General features: G+C 68.7%; 13 protein-coding genes. 8 read left to right on the plus strand and 5 right to left on the minus strand.

The genetic code is table 11. The features are described 5' to 3' along the window. Positions 1–14: 14 nt before the first annotated feature. The gene (locus B0F77_RS31885; protein WP_158102871.1) at positions 15–2,039 is read right to left on the minus strand and encodes a toll/interleukin-1 receptor domain-containing protein; all 2,025 of its coding nucleotides are present in this window, start codon (positions 2,037–2,039) and stop codon (positions 15–17) included. Positions 2,040–2,286: 247 nt separating this feature from the next. On the opposite strand from B0F77_RS31885, the gene B0F77_RS31890 reads away from it, so the two are divergent. The 3 genes from B0F77_RS31890 (at position 2,287) to B0F77_RS31900 (ending at position 4,575) form a co-directional block, all read left to right on the plus strand. Continuing rightward, positions 2,287–2,601 carry a hypothetical protein gene (locus tag B0F77_RS31890; RefSeq protein WP_143466993.1) on the plus strand — a complete coding sequence of 105 codons (315 nt, stop codon included), beginning with the start codon at positions 2,287–2,289 and terminating at the stop codon, positions 2,599–2,601. A gap of 158 nt (positions 2,602–2,759) precedes the next feature. Continuing rightward, complete coding sequence (locus B0F77_RS31895; protein ID WP_281252567.1) at positions 2,760–3,233, plus strand: carbonic anhydrase; 474 nt, start codon at positions 2,760–2,762, stop codon at positions 3,231–3,233. A 13-nt stretch (positions 3,234–3,246) separates the two neighbouring features. Continuing rightward, the gene (locus B0F77_RS31900) at positions 3,247–4,575 is read left to right on the plus strand and encodes a SulP family inorganic anion transporter (protein ID WP_086666739.1); all 1,329 of its coding nucleotides are present in this window, start codon (positions 3,247–3,249) and stop codon (positions 4,573–4,575) included. 180 nt (positions 4,576–4,755) lie between these two features. On the opposite strand, the gene B0F77_RS31905 is transcribed toward B0F77_RS31900, so the two are convergent. Then, complete coding sequence (locus tag B0F77_RS31905) at positions 4,756–5,703, minus strand: CHRD domain-containing protein (protein ID WP_086666716.1); 948 nt, start codon at positions 5,701–5,703, stop codon at positions 4,756–4,758. A 166-nt stretch (positions 5,704–5,869) separates the two neighbouring features. On the opposite strand from B0F77_RS31905, the gene B0F77_RS31910 reads away from it, so the two are divergent. Next, on the plus strand, positions 5,870–6,319 hold the full coding sequence (locus tag B0F77_RS31910) for a COG4315 family predicted lipoprotein (RefSeq protein WP_158102872.1): 450 nt from the start codon (positions 5,870–5,872) through the stop codon (positions 6,317–6,319). Positions 6,320–6,404: 85 nt separating this feature from the next. Next, on the plus strand, positions 6,405–7,217 hold the full coding sequence (locus B0F77_RS31920; RefSeq protein ID WP_086666717.1) for a DNA/RNA non-specific endonuclease: 813 nt from the start codon (positions 6,405–6,407) through the stop codon (positions 7,215–7,217). Positions 7,218–7,245: 28 nt separating this feature from the next. On the opposite strand, the gene B0F77_RS31925 is transcribed toward B0F77_RS31920, so the two are convergent. Continuing rightward, positions 7,246–9,165, minus strand: a complete 1,920-nt coding sequence (locus tag B0F77_RS31925) for a helicase-associated domain-containing protein (RefSeq protein ID WP_086666718.1) — start codon at positions 9,163–9,165, stop codon at positions 7,246–7,248. Between the two features lie 75 nt (positions 9,166–9,240). Between B0F77_RS31925 and B0F77_RS31930 the strand changes: the two genes are divergently transcribed. Beyond that, positions 9,241–9,879 carry a DUF2461 domain-containing protein gene (locus B0F77_RS31930; protein WP_086666719.1) on the plus strand — a complete coding sequence of 213 codons (639 nt, stop codon included), beginning with the start codon at positions 9,241–9,243 and terminating at the stop codon, positions 9,877–9,879. Here B0F77_RS31930 and B0F77_RS31935 read toward each other — a convergent pair. Together B0F77_RS31935 and B0F77_RS31940 are read right to left on the minus strand one after the other, a co-directional pair. After that, positions 9,866–12,094, minus strand: coding sequence for a M91 family zinc metallopeptidase (locus B0F77_RS31935; RefSeq protein ID WP_086666720.1), 2,229 nt, complete (start codon positions 12,092–12,094; stop codon positions 9,866–9,868). The two genes, B0F77_RS31930 and B0F77_RS31935, sit on opposite strands and share 14 nt — an antisense overlap. Before the next feature lie 18 nt (positions 12,095–12,112). Next, a complete protein-coding gene (locus B0F77_RS31940) occupies positions 12,113–12,460 on the minus strand; it encodes a VanZ family protein (protein ID WP_086666721.1) in 348 nt (115 codons plus the stop codon). A 64-nt stretch (positions 12,461–12,524) separates the two neighbouring features. Here B0F77_RS31940 and pyk point away from each other — a divergent pair, with 64 nt between their 5' ends. Further along, the gene (pyk, locus tag B0F77_RS31945; RefSeq protein WP_086666722.1) at positions 12,525–13,949 is read left to right on the plus strand and encodes a pyruvate kinase; all 1,425 of its coding nucleotides are present in this window, start codon (positions 12,525–12,527) and stop codon (positions 13,947–13,949) included. Between the two features lie 12 nt (positions 13,950–13,961). Further along, positions 13,962–14,879, plus strand: a complete 918-nt coding sequence (gene tesB / locus B0F77_RS31950; protein ID WP_425435752.1) for an acyl-CoA thioesterase II — start codon at positions 13,962–13,964, stop codon at positions 14,877–14,879. Positions 14,880–15,014: the final 135 nt, after the last annotated feature.

Genomic DNA, 15,014 nt, shown 5'->3' on the forward strand with positions numbered 1-15,014 from the left:
GTTCGCCTTTCGTGCTAACGGATGCAGGTGTCGCGGTAAGCCACGGCGGGAAGGTACTGCTGCCACTCGACGCGGCTGAGGCCACCGCCGGCGGCCGCGCAGGCGCGTGCGACGGCATCCGTATCGGCCAGGTCGGTGCCCGAGCTCGACGCCAGTGCGTATGCGGCTATACCGAGACGTAATGCGAGCTGTGGCGAGGAATGGCGCGTTACCTGTGCTTGCGCGACGAGTGCGCGCGCTGCGTCACGTTCGACGCTGGCCTTGTGCCATTCGACCGCGGCGAGTCCTGCCGCGCCGACGGCGGCGACGAGGAACACCGCCAGCCAGCTGACCGTGCGCCGGCGGTCGCGACGACGTTGTTCTTGCAGCGCACGGATTCGCGCGCGGCTGGTGGTGAGGTAGCGGCGGGCGTCCGGGGAGAGGTCGTCGTCGGACACCAGCGGTTCGATCACGGCGAACGTCTCCTCGTTGAGCAGCAGGTGGTCCGCGGTCTCGCCCTCGATCCACTGCGAGGCGTCCAGCTCGACCGACTGGGCCGCGCGCAGGCCGATCTGGCGCTCGTCGATGGCGCTTTGCAACGGTCGCCACGCCGTGAACAACGCCTCGTGCGCCACGCCGATCCAGCGGCCCTGCTTGTCGCCGTTCGCGGTGAGCAGGCGGTGCCGGACGAACACCTCCAGCGCCTTCTGCGCGGTCTCGTCCAGCTGGGCCAGGTCGACGCGTTTGCGGGTCGGCCTGCCGGTGTGGTCGAGCGCGGCCAGCGTCGCGAGCCGGGAGAGCAGTTCCTCCTTGCCCAGACCGGTTTCCGAGATCGCGCTGTCGAGCACGTCGTCGGCGTGCCGGGCGAGCGCGCCGTGCACGCCGCCGAGGTGCTCGTAGCGTTCGCTGGACAACGTGCCGCCGCGAGGCACGTTCATCGCCAGGTGTTGCAAGGTGAACGCCAGCAGTGGCAACGCTTCCCCGCTCGCGGTGTCCTCGACGAGCTGCGCGACGAGCTCCGGGTGGACCTTGAGACCGGCCACCTTCGCCGGGCCGGTGATCACGACGTTCAGCACCTCGCGGGCGAGCGGCGCCAGCACGTAGCTGCCGATGTGCACGCCGGCCAGTTCGGGCAACGTCCGCAGGTCGTCGAGGAACTCCGAGCGCAGCGTCGCGATCACCCGCACCCTGTCGCCGAGGCCCTCCCTGAGCAGGTTCGCCACCACCTGGCAGTCCTTCTCGCCTGCCCGCGTGAAGAGTTCCTCCGCCTGGTCGATGGTGATCAGCAGCCTGCGGTCCTCGTCGACGAGCTCCTGCGCGACGCCGTGCAGCCCGTCGAGCACGAGCCGGTCCCGCGCCTCCTGCAACGACCAGTCGTGCCCGGCGCGTTCGGCGGTCCTGCGGACCGCGCGGGACAGTGCGTCCAGCGGGTCGTTGCCGGGCAGCCACGGCGGCATGACGAGCCAGCGCGGGTCGTCCGCGAGCTGGGCCAGCAGACCGGCCCTGACGAGCGACGACTTGCCGCAGCCCGACGGTCCGACGACGGTGAGCAGGCCGGGGCCGCGGCGCACCTTGCGGGCCAGTGCGCGGGTTTCCTGGTCACGGCCGAAGAACACGGCGCTCAGTGACGTGGTGAAGGCGTCCAGGCCGGGGAACGGTTCCTGGTCCTTCGCGAGCTTGCGGCCACCCGCGTCGAACTGCCGCAGCGCCTTCTCCAGGTGCAGGCGTGCGGTGGTGTGCGGGATGTGGTTCAGGTGCCTGATCAACGGGTGGATGACGCCCTCGATCTGCACGGGGAGCAGCAGGCAGCCCAACGCGTCCGCGATGGCGACCTCGGCCGTGCACCAGCTCGACGCGATCGACGCCTCGCTGACGACGCAGACCACGGCGTCCGCCTTGCGCAGCTCGTCGTGCAGGCGCTCCCGCCAGGCCTCGCCGACCTGGATTCCGTCCTCGGGATGAACTTCCAGGAAAGTCTCGTGGTCGTTGCCGACCCAATCACGGATCAGTGTCGCGATCGCCACGTCCGGCGTCGCGTGGCTGATGAAAACCCTCGCCACGACGGCCTCCTCCGACAGTCGGTCACCGGTTGTGCAAAGCACGCAGGGGACGGCGACCGGTTGTCCTCTTTTGGCACATCTCCAACGCACGAGGGTCACTCGTTGCATACGTACATCTCCGTGAGACTGGAAATTCTTTCGGGTGAACCTTGTGCTGGATACGGGCGAACCGAGTTCCGCATATCGCGCCGCATGTCCAGTTCGGGCGAAACTGATAGTCGTAGATCAACTCGGTTGGGGGGTGAGCATGCGCAGCGTCTTGCTGGCTGTCGTGGTCGCCCTGTGCGCCGTGCTGACGCCGGCTGTCACGCCCGTGTCGATCGGGGCGCCGCCGCCGAAGTCCAAGACTTCCGTGCCCAAGGAGGAAGCGCCCCGCGAGGAGCGTGAGACGAGCCGGCTGCGCGGGCTCGTGACGTCCGTCGAGCGGGTGTCCACAGTGGTCAGGCCGTCGTTCGTGACGGTCTTCGAGCCACCTGTCGCACCGAGCCCCGTGCTGGTTTCGAACGCCGAACCGATAGCGGTTTGGCGCACACCCCCTGCACTGCAGGTGTTCCGCAACTGATCGCGGTCCCCACTACCCCGATCAACCGAACACTTTTCCTTTGGCAGTGAGGGACTCCCATGGACTTCCATCGCTTTGTTCAGCATGCCCGCGCACACGCCAAGTCGCGTTCCCGTGCGGCAGGACAACGGCTTGCGGCTGGTCAGCAGCCCACCACGATGTTCATCACGTGCGCAGACTCGCGCATCGTGACGGCTCAGATCACCGGTGCCCAGCCGGGTTCGTTGTTCGAACTCCGCACGGCCGGAAACGTCATCCCGCCGTATTCGCTGGCGGCGCCGTCCAGCGAGATGGCGACGATCGAGTTCGCGGTGCTGCAGCTCGGGATCAGCGAGATCGTCGTCTGCGGCCATTCCCACTGCGGTGCGGTGGGCGCGTTGAACGGCGGCGGCATCGACCACCTGCCCGCGATGCGCGGCTGGCTGCGGCCCAAGCCACCGGGCAAGCCGTCCGATCCGGCCATGCGTGCGGAAGGACAGGAGCACGTCCGGGCGCAGCTGCAGGTCCTGCTGGACTACCCGTTCGTCGCTCAGCGCGTGGCGGAAGGCAGGTTGCGCGCGCACGGCTGGTTCTACGACATCGAGACCGGTGAGGTCTCCGCGTGTGCCGAGCACGCTTTCCTTCCGCTGTAAGGGTTTCGACGTGATGAAGAGGTACTGGACCGATCTCGGCGCATCGGTCGTGGTCTTCCTCGTGGCGCTGCCGCTGTGCGTGGGCGTGGCGGTGGCGTCCGGGGTGCCGGCCGAGCTCGGGATCGTGACCGGCGTGGTCGGCGGCATCGTCGTCGGCCTCCTGCCGGGCAGCACGATGCAGGTGAGCGGTCCGGCCGCGGGGCTGACGGTGCTGGTGGCGGATGCCGTGGGCAAGCACGGGATCCAGGCACTGGGCGTGATCGTCCTGGGCGCCGGGCTGTTGCAGGTGCTGCTGGGCTTAGCCAGGTGCGGGCGGTGGTTCCGGGCGATCTCGCCGTCCGTGGTGCAGGGCATGCTGGCCGGCATCGGGTTGGTGCTGGTGTTCGGTCAGCTCAAGCATTTGGTGGTGTCGCCGGTCGCGTTGGCGCTCGGTCTGCTCACCGTCGTGATCATGCTGTTGTGGCAACGAACTCCGCTGCGCGTGGTGCCGGGCGTGCTGGTCGGTGTGGTCGTGTGCACGGCGCTGGCCGCGGTGTTCGTCTTGCCGGTTGACCGGATTTCGGTCGGCACGCTGTCGGCCGACGTCCACCTGCCGGACTTTTCGTTGCTGGACACCGGAGTCATCGGCACGGCGATCGTGTTCGCATTGGTCGCGTCGGCGGAGAGCATGTTCAGTGCCGCCGCCGTCGACCGCATGCACGACGGCCCGCGCACGCGCTACAACCGCGAACTCGTGGCGCAGGGCGTGGGCAACACCATCTGCGGTCTGCTCGGCGCTTTGCCGATGACGGCGGTGATCGTGCGCAGCGCGGCCAACGTGACGGCCGGCGCGCGCACTCGGGCTTCGCGGGTGTTGCACGGTGTCTGGCTGTTGCTGTTCGTGGTGCTGCTGCCGGGATTGCTGACGTTGATCCCGGTCGCGGTGCTGGCCGCCGTGCTGGTGCACGCGGGGTGGAAGCTGCTCGGCCTGCGCGAGGTGGCCAGGTTGTGGCGCACGGACAGGGCGGAGGGTTTCGTCCTGGTCCTGACCGCCGGGCTGATCGTGGCCACCGACCTGCTGACCGGCACGGTGGTCGGCCTGCTGACCGCCGTGGTGAAGACGGCCTGGGACGTGTCGCGGCTGTCGGTGGTCGAGACGCCGGAAGGAGTCGTTCTCAAGGGCAACGCGACCTTCCTGCGGCTGCCGCGGCTGCTGGACGCGCTGGACCGGGTCGACCGGGAGCACGTCCGGATGGATCTGAGCGGAGTCCGGCACCTCGACCAGGCCTGCGGGCAGGCCATCGACCAGTGGGTGGACGAGTCGCGCCGCGCCGGCCGGACCGTCGAGCTGGTCGGGAGATAGGGAAGCGGCGCCGCGGCCGTGGGGGTCGCGGCCGCGGCGCCTGTTCAGGTGGTCCCTAGTGCCGCGTCGCGGCTTAGTGCTGGCGCTTGCCCCGTGGATGAAGGGACCCTTCATCGACCTGAGGTGGATGAAGGGTCCCTTCATCCACAACCAGGAGCACAACTAAGCCGCGACAACCTACTAGTGGAACTGGCCGCGCACCGCGCCGCCGGGGAACGGTCCCGTGTGCAGGTTCGAGTAGAAGTCCCTCGGCGACTTCTTCAGCGCGTCCAGCGTCGCCTTGTCAGCGCCGGCCGTGCCGGACACCGCGAAGATGCCGTTCGGGACGGCCGTGCCGAAGAACGTGATCTTCACCGGACCGTTGACACCCTTGGCGCCCTGGTGGACGTGGCCCAGCGTCGGCGCGTCGATGTTCACCCACGCCAGCGAGAAGTCGACGCCGCTGCCGGACGGCTGCACGAACGTGACGGCCTGGCCGTCCGGGTCGCCGACCTTCGGGCCGTCCTGCACCGGCACCTCGTTGCGGCCGTTGGAGAATGCGCGGATCTTGCCGCCCTTGACGATGTCCAGCGGGTTGACGTTCCTGCCGAGCGGCTTGAGCTGGGCGCGGACGGCGCCGCCGGGCCGGTCGGTGCTGTGCAGGTTCACGTAGAAGCCGGCCGGGTTCGCGCGGATGTCGTCGGCGAGCTTCGGGTCGATCACGGTCTGGCCGGCGGCCGCGGACAGCGTCTCCGGCATCGGGGTGGTGAAGAGGTTGACCTTCACCGGGCCGTTCTGGCCGGCCACGCCCTGGTGGATGTGGCCGAGGGTGAGCTGGGCCGTCTTCTTCCACTCGACCGCGAACGTCACGCGGTCGCCGCGAACCTCGACGAGCGCCTTCGCCGAGCCGTCCGCGTCACCGACGGCGGGGCCGCCGGGGGTCGGGACCTCCTGCTTGCCGTCCAGGTCGGCGGAGAAGAACATCGGCTTGCCCTTCACCGGTGCGGGCGCCGGGGCGGTCGGCGCCGGGGTCTGACCGCCGTGCTCACCGTGATCACCGGCTTCGGTCGCGGACGCGGGTGTCACGACACCCAGTGCCGCCATGGCGCCGAGAAGGCATGCGGCAGCGACAGTTTTGTTGACAGACATGAGATGTGTACTCCAAGGCTCCGCTGTGGGAGTCGGGGGGTCTGGCGGACCCGACGCCACCGACACGGATGCCGATCAGATTCGGTTCAACAAGTTCGTTGGTGAACCGAACGACGTCTCGTTACGTGTCGACGGCGGGAACAGGACGACCACTTTGGAGACGAAGATGCGCGCACGTATGGGAATTCTGCTGCTGCCGGCACTGGTCGCGGGCCTCGTCGCCTGCGGAAACGAGGCACCGCAAGCAACTTCGCGGCAGGAGGTACCGACGAAGGCCGAAGTGAAGATCGCGCAGTCCGACCTCGGCGCGATCCTGGTCGACCAAACGGGACGGACGCTCTACGCATTCATCAAGGATGAGAACAAGTCCAGCGCGTGTGACGCCGACTGCATCGCCGTGTGGCCCGCGCTCACCGCACAGTCCAAAGTGGATGCCAAGGACGGTGCGGACATGAACCTGGTCTCGCAGATCGACGAGAGCTCGCAGGCCGTGTACGGAAAGTGGCCGCTGTACTACTACGTGGGAGACCAGGTGGCCGGCGATCTGAACGGTCAGGGCGTCGACGACGAGTGGTTCGCGATCGCCCCGGACGGCAAACTCGTCAAGAAGAGCTGATGAACACTGGGCCGTTCGGGTGTATCCGGCTAACGCCTCCGTGAGATGTGTCGACCCTGCAGATGAACCAGTAGGGGGGCGACACATGACCAGCGCAGGTTTTGACGCGAAGTTCCTCGGCACCGCCGCCGGGATCCCGGTGCTGACCGAGTCAGGGGCCGACGACGCGGCCGAGCTCGACGGCTCGACCACGATCGACTACACGCACTTCTCGCTCGCGTTGAGCAAGTCGCGCAAGTTCGCGATCTGGGTCGCGTGGAACATCGACGGCGGCGAGATGAAGGCCTTGAGCCGCAGCAACATCCCGTTCATCAAGGACCCGAGGCTGCCGGCACAGTTCCAGACGGGAGACGAGCTCTACCGCGACAACAGGCTCGACCGCGGCCACCTCGCGCGCCGTGCCGACCTGTGCTGGGGCCCGAAGGCCGAGGCGCAGAAGGCGAACAAGGACTCGTTCTTCTTCACGAACATCACGCCGCAGATGGACGACTTCAACCAGAGCACGAAGGAAGGGCTCTGGGGCCGGCTCGAGGACGCGGTGCTCGCGGACGTCGACGTCGACAACCTCAAGGTCAGCGTCTACGGCGGGCCCGTCTTCAACGCCGACGACAGGGTGTTCCGCAGCGTCGCGATCCCGCGTGAGTTCTACAAGGCGATCGCCTTCGTGGTGGACGGCGAGCTGCGCTGCAGCGCGTTCCTGCTCACGCAGAACCTCGTCCTGGCCGAGGCACTCGACCTGGACGAGTTCCGCGTGTTCCAGGTGTCGTTGGCCGAGCTGGAGAAGCGCGTGAACTTCACCTTCCCGGCCGAGCTGCACGCGGCGGACACGGCCGCCGTCCAGCTGCTCGACGAGTCGGAGCGCAAGCCGCTGGACAGCCTGTCCGACATCAAGTGGTGATGCGGATCGCGGGTGGTTGACCAGCTGTTCATGCCGGGATGACGACCTTGCGAACGTGCCCGATGTCGAACTCGCGGGTCGAGCCGTCCTCGCACTCCGCGGTCAGCACGCCCTCGAGATGCTTGGTCGGGACGATCACGTAGGTGTCGATCTTGCGCGGACCGCTCGCGTACCCGATCTCGACGTGATCGCCGGAGACCAGCGCCGACGCCAGGAGCATGACCTCGTCGTCGCGCAGGAAGACGTTCTGGTCGCGCAGCATCCGTGCCGCGCTGGCCCGCGGCGTGCCCCGGCCGACGGTCGGCCGTTCCTGCTCCACCAGCTTGATCGCGAGCTGGGTCAGCTCCAGGTCGTCCAGCTCGGTCCGCCACCACTTGTCCGGCCGGCGCTCGCCCCGCGCCGACGCCCGCCGCCGTTCCACCCGCTCCACAATGGACTTGTCGCCCGCGTCCACCCCGGTCGGCGCGTACCCGGCGCGGCGCAGTGCCGCCAGCGTCTCCGTCATCGGCCGCGCGGAGGCCAGCACGGTCGGCGCCAGGAACCGCAGCTGCAACGACGCCAGTCGCTTCGTCTTGACGATCTCCTGCAGCAACGCCGGATCCTCGGCCCGCACGCAGCTCGTCACCTCGCTGACCGTCAGGTGCCCGTGCCGTCGCGCCACGTCCTGCACCTGGTACTCGATGACCTGCGGCAGCGGTGCCTCGGACACCGCGGCGAGCTGCCAGAGCACCTCGTCGGCGGACAGTCCGGTGTCCAACGCGCGCCGCACCGATCCGGCGGACAGGCGCCACACCCGTGCGGCGTCGTTGTCCTCCAGGTCCGCCACCAGGTTCAACGTCGCGCTCAAAGAAGGCGACGGCAGTCCGTTCACCACCGCGGTCATGTCCGTCTGGAACGCGGCCTTCTCCGCGGCCCGGGGCATCAGGTCGGTGGCGGCCCCGTCGATGTCGCCGTCCTCCAGCACCGCCACACCTAACGGCGTGAGCGCGCCGCCGGCCACCATGCCCAGCGACTCCATCTCGCTGATCACCGCCGCCGTCGCCCGCTCGTCGTGCACCGCCGGCCGCGACCACACGAGGTCGGCGACCAGTTCGCTCGTGTCCACGAAGGCCTGTTCGGCCGAGAACCGCTCCAGCGTCGTGCGCCTGAGCGCGAGACCGGCCGCACCGGTGTAGTCGCGCAACGCCGCCCGCGCCTGGTCCGGTTCCGGCCGCCAGTCCATCCGCCGCCACGCCTTGACCAGCGCCGCGAGCCGCACACCCGGCTGCGAGTCGAGCCAGTCGTCGGACTGCTTCGTCGGCAGCAGTCGCGCGCGTTCGACCCCGACCAGCTGGGCCTCCGCCGCGAGTTCGAGCCACAGTCGCAGCACGCCGTCCGCGACCCGGAGAGCCCGCGCCACCCGCCGGATCTCCACCGTCGCCACGCCACCGGTGTAGCGGGCGTCGAAGCTGTCCTGCTCGCAGTGCGCCAGCAGCCGTGCCACGCCGTCCACAGTGGACATGGCGGCCACGATCGGTGAGATCGCCGACGCTTTGCGCCGCGACGGCGTCTTCGGCCTCGGCGTCAACTGGCCACGCGCCGCGCCGTTCGTCCGCACCGAGTTCACCGCGATGAGCTTCGGTCCGGCGGGCCACGCCAGCGCCCGTTCCTTGAGCTGCCCGAAGGCCCGTTCGAAGTCGCCGATCGAACACCCCAGCTCGGTGCAGACCGTGTCGATCGTCCCCGCGTTGCCCTGCGCCACGATCGCGCCGAGCACGTCGAGCGCGCCCTGGTCCAGCGTGTCCTCCACGGCGTGCACCGAGTCGGAGTCGGTGAGCTGCGTCGCGAGGTCCTTCAGTGTCCGGATGAAGCGGTCCGCCACATCGCGGCGGTGCACGAGTATCGCGGCCACCTCGTTCGGCTCGAGTTGGTGAAGCCAGGTCGCGAGCGCGTTGATACGGCGGGCCATTCATCTGATTATGGCCTTGATTGTGTGCGCTCAAACGAATTTCACGCGCATGGGCGATCAGCCTAGGCTGTCCCGGTGACGTTCAGCGGGTTCGGCGAGTACGCCATCGACTTCTACGACGGCCTCGAACTGGACAACTCGAAGGCGTACTGGGACGACAACAAGGAGACCTACCTGCGCGACGTGAAGGCGCCGATGGAGGCGTTGCTCGCCGACCTGGAGAAGGAGTTCGGGCCGGGCAAGGTGTTCCGGCCGTATCGCGACGTGCGGTTCGCCAAGGACAAGACGCCGTACAAGACGCACTGCGGTGGCGTCGTCGAAAAGGGTCGTGGCGGCGGCGCGTACTACACGCAGATCAGCTCCGAGGGCCTGGTGACCGGCGGTGGCTCGTACCACATGGCCCCTGACCAGCTGGCTCGCTACCGCGCCGCGGTCGACGCGCACGGCGTGCTGTTGCGCAAGATCATCGACAAGCTGCTCAAGCAGGGCTGGGGCCTGCACGGCGACGTGATGAAGTCGAAGCCGCGCGGGTTCGCCGACGACCACCCGCACCTCGATCTGCTCAGGCACCGGTCGATCTGGGTGCGCAAGGTCTGGGAGCCGGACGACGTGCTGCACGAGCCGGGGTGCCTCGACCGGGTGCGCAAGTCGTGGCGGCAGCTCAAGGACTTCAACGCGTGGTGCGAGGACCACGTCGGGGTCAGCCAGCCCTGACCTCCTTGCACGCCCACGACCCGGTGACCCGCACCGGTGCCGCCGCGTGGTCGGTCACGGCGAGGTCGATCGTGCCGCTCCTGCCGTCGGCGGACATGGTCAGCTTGCCCGCGTCCGCTGACGAGGAGCCGAGGTAGCCGGTGTTGCGCGAGGTCAGCGTCACGATGCCGCTGTTGGACAGGATGCTGCCGAGCGCGTACTCGCCGGGACCCCTGAAGTCCTTGGTGAGGGTGACCGACAGCTCCAGGTCGCTCTCGTAGAACAGCAGGGTGAGCTGGTCGCCGTCGGCGAAGCAGTCGGTGGCGGCCGCTGTGACCTGCCGGTCGAACGGCGCGGAGACCCGCAGGTCCTGCTTCGTGTCCGCGGGCGGGACCGGCTTGCGCAACGCCAGCTGGGTGGCGGCGGCACTGGTCGCGAAGTCGGCCTTGCCGGTGAGCCCGACGTCGAGCACGCACGCGTCCAGGAAGGGCTGTTGCGTCACGCCCGCCGCGCGGCACGTCTGCTCGGCCTGGTCGCGTTCCGGCACGTCCGCGAGGCTGGTCTGCCTGGAGGGGAAGCGGCGGTCGGTGTACGAGTCGGTGTTCTTGCCCGGCTCGTAGTCGAACAGCGAGTCCTTGACCCGCCACCGGTCCGCGAACGCCCCGTACACGTCGTCGTCGACGTCGTTGTCCTTGTCGCCGTCGTAGTTGCCGAGCAGGCCGCTGACCTTGCCCTTGCGGGCGTCGGACAGCAGGACCTGGACCCGCAGGCCGTACGCGCCGATCGGGGTCACCCACAGCGCCGAGCCGTCGGGCCAGGCGACCTTGCCGGCGCCGCGGATCATCTGCTTCTGCCCGGCCGCGCTCACCGCGACCGCGGTGTTCACGCTGACCGTGGTGGAGTCCTCGAACGGCTGCTGCCGCACCTGGATCTCCATGCCGTCGCCCTTGACCAGCACGAACTCGCCGGCCGCCTGGAACGAGTAGAACCTCCGGTCGAACGTGTAGAGGTGCGGGTCGCCGTCGCTGCCCGCGCACTCCTCGCAGTCCTTCTCGGGCTGCTCCTCGTTCTTCTGCTCCGGTTTCCGCGGTCGCTCGGGTTTGAGACGGGTGGTCTCGTCGCAGCTCTTCTGGCTCGGCAGCGGCTTGTTGTCGTAGGTCGGCCTGGTCGGGGGCTGCCCGGCGGAGTTCTTCGGCAACGTGGTCCGGAACTTGTTCTCCAGGTGGGTGGCCTTGACCTCGTCCACTTCGAGCGGGGCCGCGTCGGGGCCGCAGATCGCCTTCGATCCCTTCGCCTCGCCGGTCAGGTACTCCTTCGCGTGGAACAGTTCGTGCAGGAGCGACGAGCAGTTGTCCCGCATCGCGCCGCCGGACAGCGCCTTGGACGTCTGCCGCGGGTCCCAGCGGATGGTCGAGCCGGTCGGCTTGCCGGGTGTGTAGAGGTGGTCAGGGGTGTCCGGCAGGGTCGAGTCGTACAGGGGGTCCTTGATGTCCCGGAAGTCCTTGATCTTGATGTCGCCCTTGTGGGCCCGGTAGTAGTCGACGACCTCCTTCAGGCCGGCGTCGCCTGTCTTCAGGGCCAGGTCCAGGCACCCGTCGACGGTGGCTTCCTGGGCGTGTGCGGGTGGCGCCGGACTCACCAGCGCCGCGAGCACCACCGCGGCCAGCACGAACGCGGCCGCGGTCCGGTTGCGCCGGGCCAGCAGTGCGATGACCAGGGCCAGCAGCAGCACACCGAGGAGCGCGCCACCGCCGATCCACCACCACCGCTGCTGGCCGGCCGGGGCCGCGACGGTGAAGCGGACGGTCTGCTCGGCGCCGGCGCAGGCGTTCCGCGGCGCACCGGGCACGTCCGGGAACTGGTAGGCGAGGGCGAACTCGTAGTCGCCCGGCACGTCGACGGCCCAGCGGTCCGCGGTGGGCTCGGGCGTCATGCGCACCGACAGCAGTGCCCGGTCGACCAGGTCGAGCCTGATCGTCCTCTGGGCGCCGGGAGCGAGCTGCTCGGCGTCCCGCGCGATCATCGTGCCGAGGTCGTCGATGTACCGGATCGACGTGGTGAGCGGGGTGAGCGCGACGCCGTCCCGCTTGCCCGCGCTGACGCGGACCGCGCCGTCGGGCAGCGCGGCGACCGCACAGGGCCGGTCGCCGTTGTTCGTGATCGTGATGGCCGCGGTGGTGGCGGGTTGCGGGTCGGCCAGGCCGGTGAGCAGGGCCAACGCGAGCAGCGTGCGCATGCCGCCACTATGGGAGGCCTACGGGGAGTCCGTGCGCCGGTTGCCGAGTTTTGTTCCGATCCTGGCGAACACGAACCAGCCGAGGCCGATGCCGAGAACGTCCACCAGCGCGTCCAGCACGTCCCCGCTGCGGTGCAGGGGCGTGATGAGTTGCTGGAGAACCTCCGAGACGCCCGCGTAGACGACCAGCATTGGCAAAACGCGCGAAATCTTCGCGTACAGGCCGGTGAACGCGAGCAGCGCGAACAGCAGCGTGTGAATCACCTTGTCCGTGCCGGGCGGTGCGGTCGGCACACCTGACTCCGGGGTGAACAACACGACGACGCTGAGCAACGCCGCGATCACAAAAGGGAGTACTCGACCCATGGTCAGAACATTACTGAGTGGTAGTTCGGGATCGGTCCAGGAAGGAGGACTACTCTCTACTGACGTGAGTCGACGCGCAAAGATCGTCTGTACGCTCGGTCCCGCCACTGGCACGCCGGACAAGGTCCGCGACCTGGTAGCGGCCGGTATGGACGTGGCCAGGATGAACTTCAGCCACGGCAGCCATGCCGACCACAAGCAGGTCTACGACATGGTTCGCGCGGCAGCCGACGAGTCCGGCCGCGCCGTGGGCATCCTCGCCGACCTCCAGGGCCCCAAGATCCGCCTCGGCCGGTTCGCCGCGGGTCCGGTCGACTGGAACACCGGCGACGTGGTCCGCGTCACCGTCGAGGACGTCGAGGGCACGCATGACCGCGTGTCGACGACGTACAAGGAGCTCGCGAAGGACGCCAAGGTCGGCGACCGCCTGCTCGTGGACGACGGCAAGGTCGGCCTCGTGGTCATCGACGTCGAAGGTTCCGACGTCGTGTGCGAGGTCACCGAGGGTGGACCTGTCAGCAACAACAAGGGCCTTTCGCTGCCTGGCATGGACGTCTCCGTGCCCGCGCTGTCCGAGAAGGACATCGAGGACCTCGAGTTCGCGCTCTCGCTGGGCGTGGACTTCATCGCTCTGTCGTTCGTGCGTTCGCCCGCGGACATCGACCTGGTCCACCAGGTCATGGACCGTGCGGGCAGCCGCCGCCTCCCGGTGATCGCGAAGATCGAGAAGCCGGAGGCCGTGGACAACCTCGAGGCCATCGTGCTCGCCTTCGACGGCGTCATGGTCGCCCGCGGTGACCTGGGCGTGGAGCTGCCGCTGGAGCACGTGCCGCTGGTGCAGAAGCGAGCGATCCAGATCGCCCGCGAGAACGCGAAGCCGGTCATCGTCGCGACCCAGATGCTCGACTCGATGATCACCAACTCCCGCCCGACCCGCGCCGAGACGTCCGACGTCGCGAACGCGGTGCTCGACGGCGCGGACGCCCTGATGCTGTCCGGCGAGACCTCGGTCGGCCGCTACGCCATCGAGTCCGTGCAGACCATGGGCCGCATCATCGAGGCCGTCGAGACCGAGTCGGTCATCGTGCCGCCGCTGACCCACGTCCCGCGCACCAAGCGCGGCGTGATCTCCTACGCGGCCCGCGACATCGGCGAGCGCCTCAACGCCAAGGCCCTGGTCGCCTTCACGCAGTCCGGTGACACCGTGCGGCGGCTGGCCCGTCTGCACACGCACCTGCCGCTGCTGGCCTTCACGCCGGAGCCGGCCGTGCGTCAGCAGCTGTCGCTGACGTGGGGCACCGAGACGTTCCTGGTGCCGAAGGTGGAGTCCACCGACGAGATGGTCCGCCAGGTCGACGTGGCCATGATCGAGATCGGCCGTTACCAGGCCGGTGACCTCATGGTGGTCGTCGCCGGATCGCCTCCTGGCACCATTGGGTCGACGAACCTCATCCGGGTGCACCGGCTGGGGGAGGACGACCACGCGTAGGAGTGTCTGATCGTGACTGAGGCCGCCCGTGCCGCTGCGATGAGCCCGTCGGGCTTGAGCGGACAATCCGCAGTGGACGACCTGGTCGCGTTGCTCGACCTGGAACGCATCGAGGAGAACATCTTCCGAGGCGTGTCGCCCGCCGAGTCGCCTGTGCGCGTCTTCGGCGGGCAGGTCGCGGGTCAGGCGCTGGTCGCCGCCGGCCGGACCGTGCCAGTCGAACGGCGGGTGCACTCGCTGCACTCGTACTTCATCCGGCCCGGCGACCCGCGCGTGCCGATCGTGTACGAGGTGGACCGCATCCGCGACGGCCGCTCGTTCACCACCCGCCGCGTCGTCGCCGTGCAGCACGGCAAGGCGATCTTCGCCCTGTCCGCCTCGTTCCAGCTGGAGGAGCAGGGCGTCGAGCACGCCGCGGGCATGCCGGAGGTGCCGGACCCGGAGTCGTTGCCCACGTGGAGCGAACAGGCCGAGGGCTACGGCCTGCACACGTCCAAGTTCCCGCGCCCCATCGACGTGCGGTACGTCACCGAGCCGCCGTGGGAGTCGCGTGAGGACGGTCCAGGCGAGGCCGCGTCACGGGTGTGGATGAAGGCGGACGGCAAGCTGCCGGACGATCCGATGCTGCACATCTGCATCATGACCTACGCCTCGGACATGACCCTTTTGGACGGTGTGCTGGCGAAGCAGGGCGTCTATTGGGGCCTGGACAAGGTTCTCGGGGCGTCTCTGGACCACGCCATGTGGTTCCACCGGCCGTTCCGGGCCGACGAGTGGTTGTTGTACGACACCGCTTCACCGTCGGCCTCAGGCAACCGCGGGCTGGCCACCGGGCAGTTCTTCACGCAGGACGGGAAACTCGTCGCGACGGTGGTGCAGGAAGGCCTGATCCGGGTCCTCAAGCCCTCACCCGGCGAGGACTCGCACTAGAAATTTTCGCGCGGACGGAAACCTTTCCGGCGGCCGCGGCAACCAGGTGCGGAAGACGATCGAGCCCTGGGAGTTGCTGCGATGAAGAAGGCCGTGTCCACACCGGACCGGAGGCGGACGCGCTCAGCGCCAGTG

The sequence above is a fragment of the Lentzea kentuckyensis genome (assembly GCF_002150765.1).
Lineage (GTDB): Bacteria > Actinomycetota > Actinomycetes > Mycobacteriales > Pseudonocardiaceae > Lentzea > Lentzea kentuckyensis.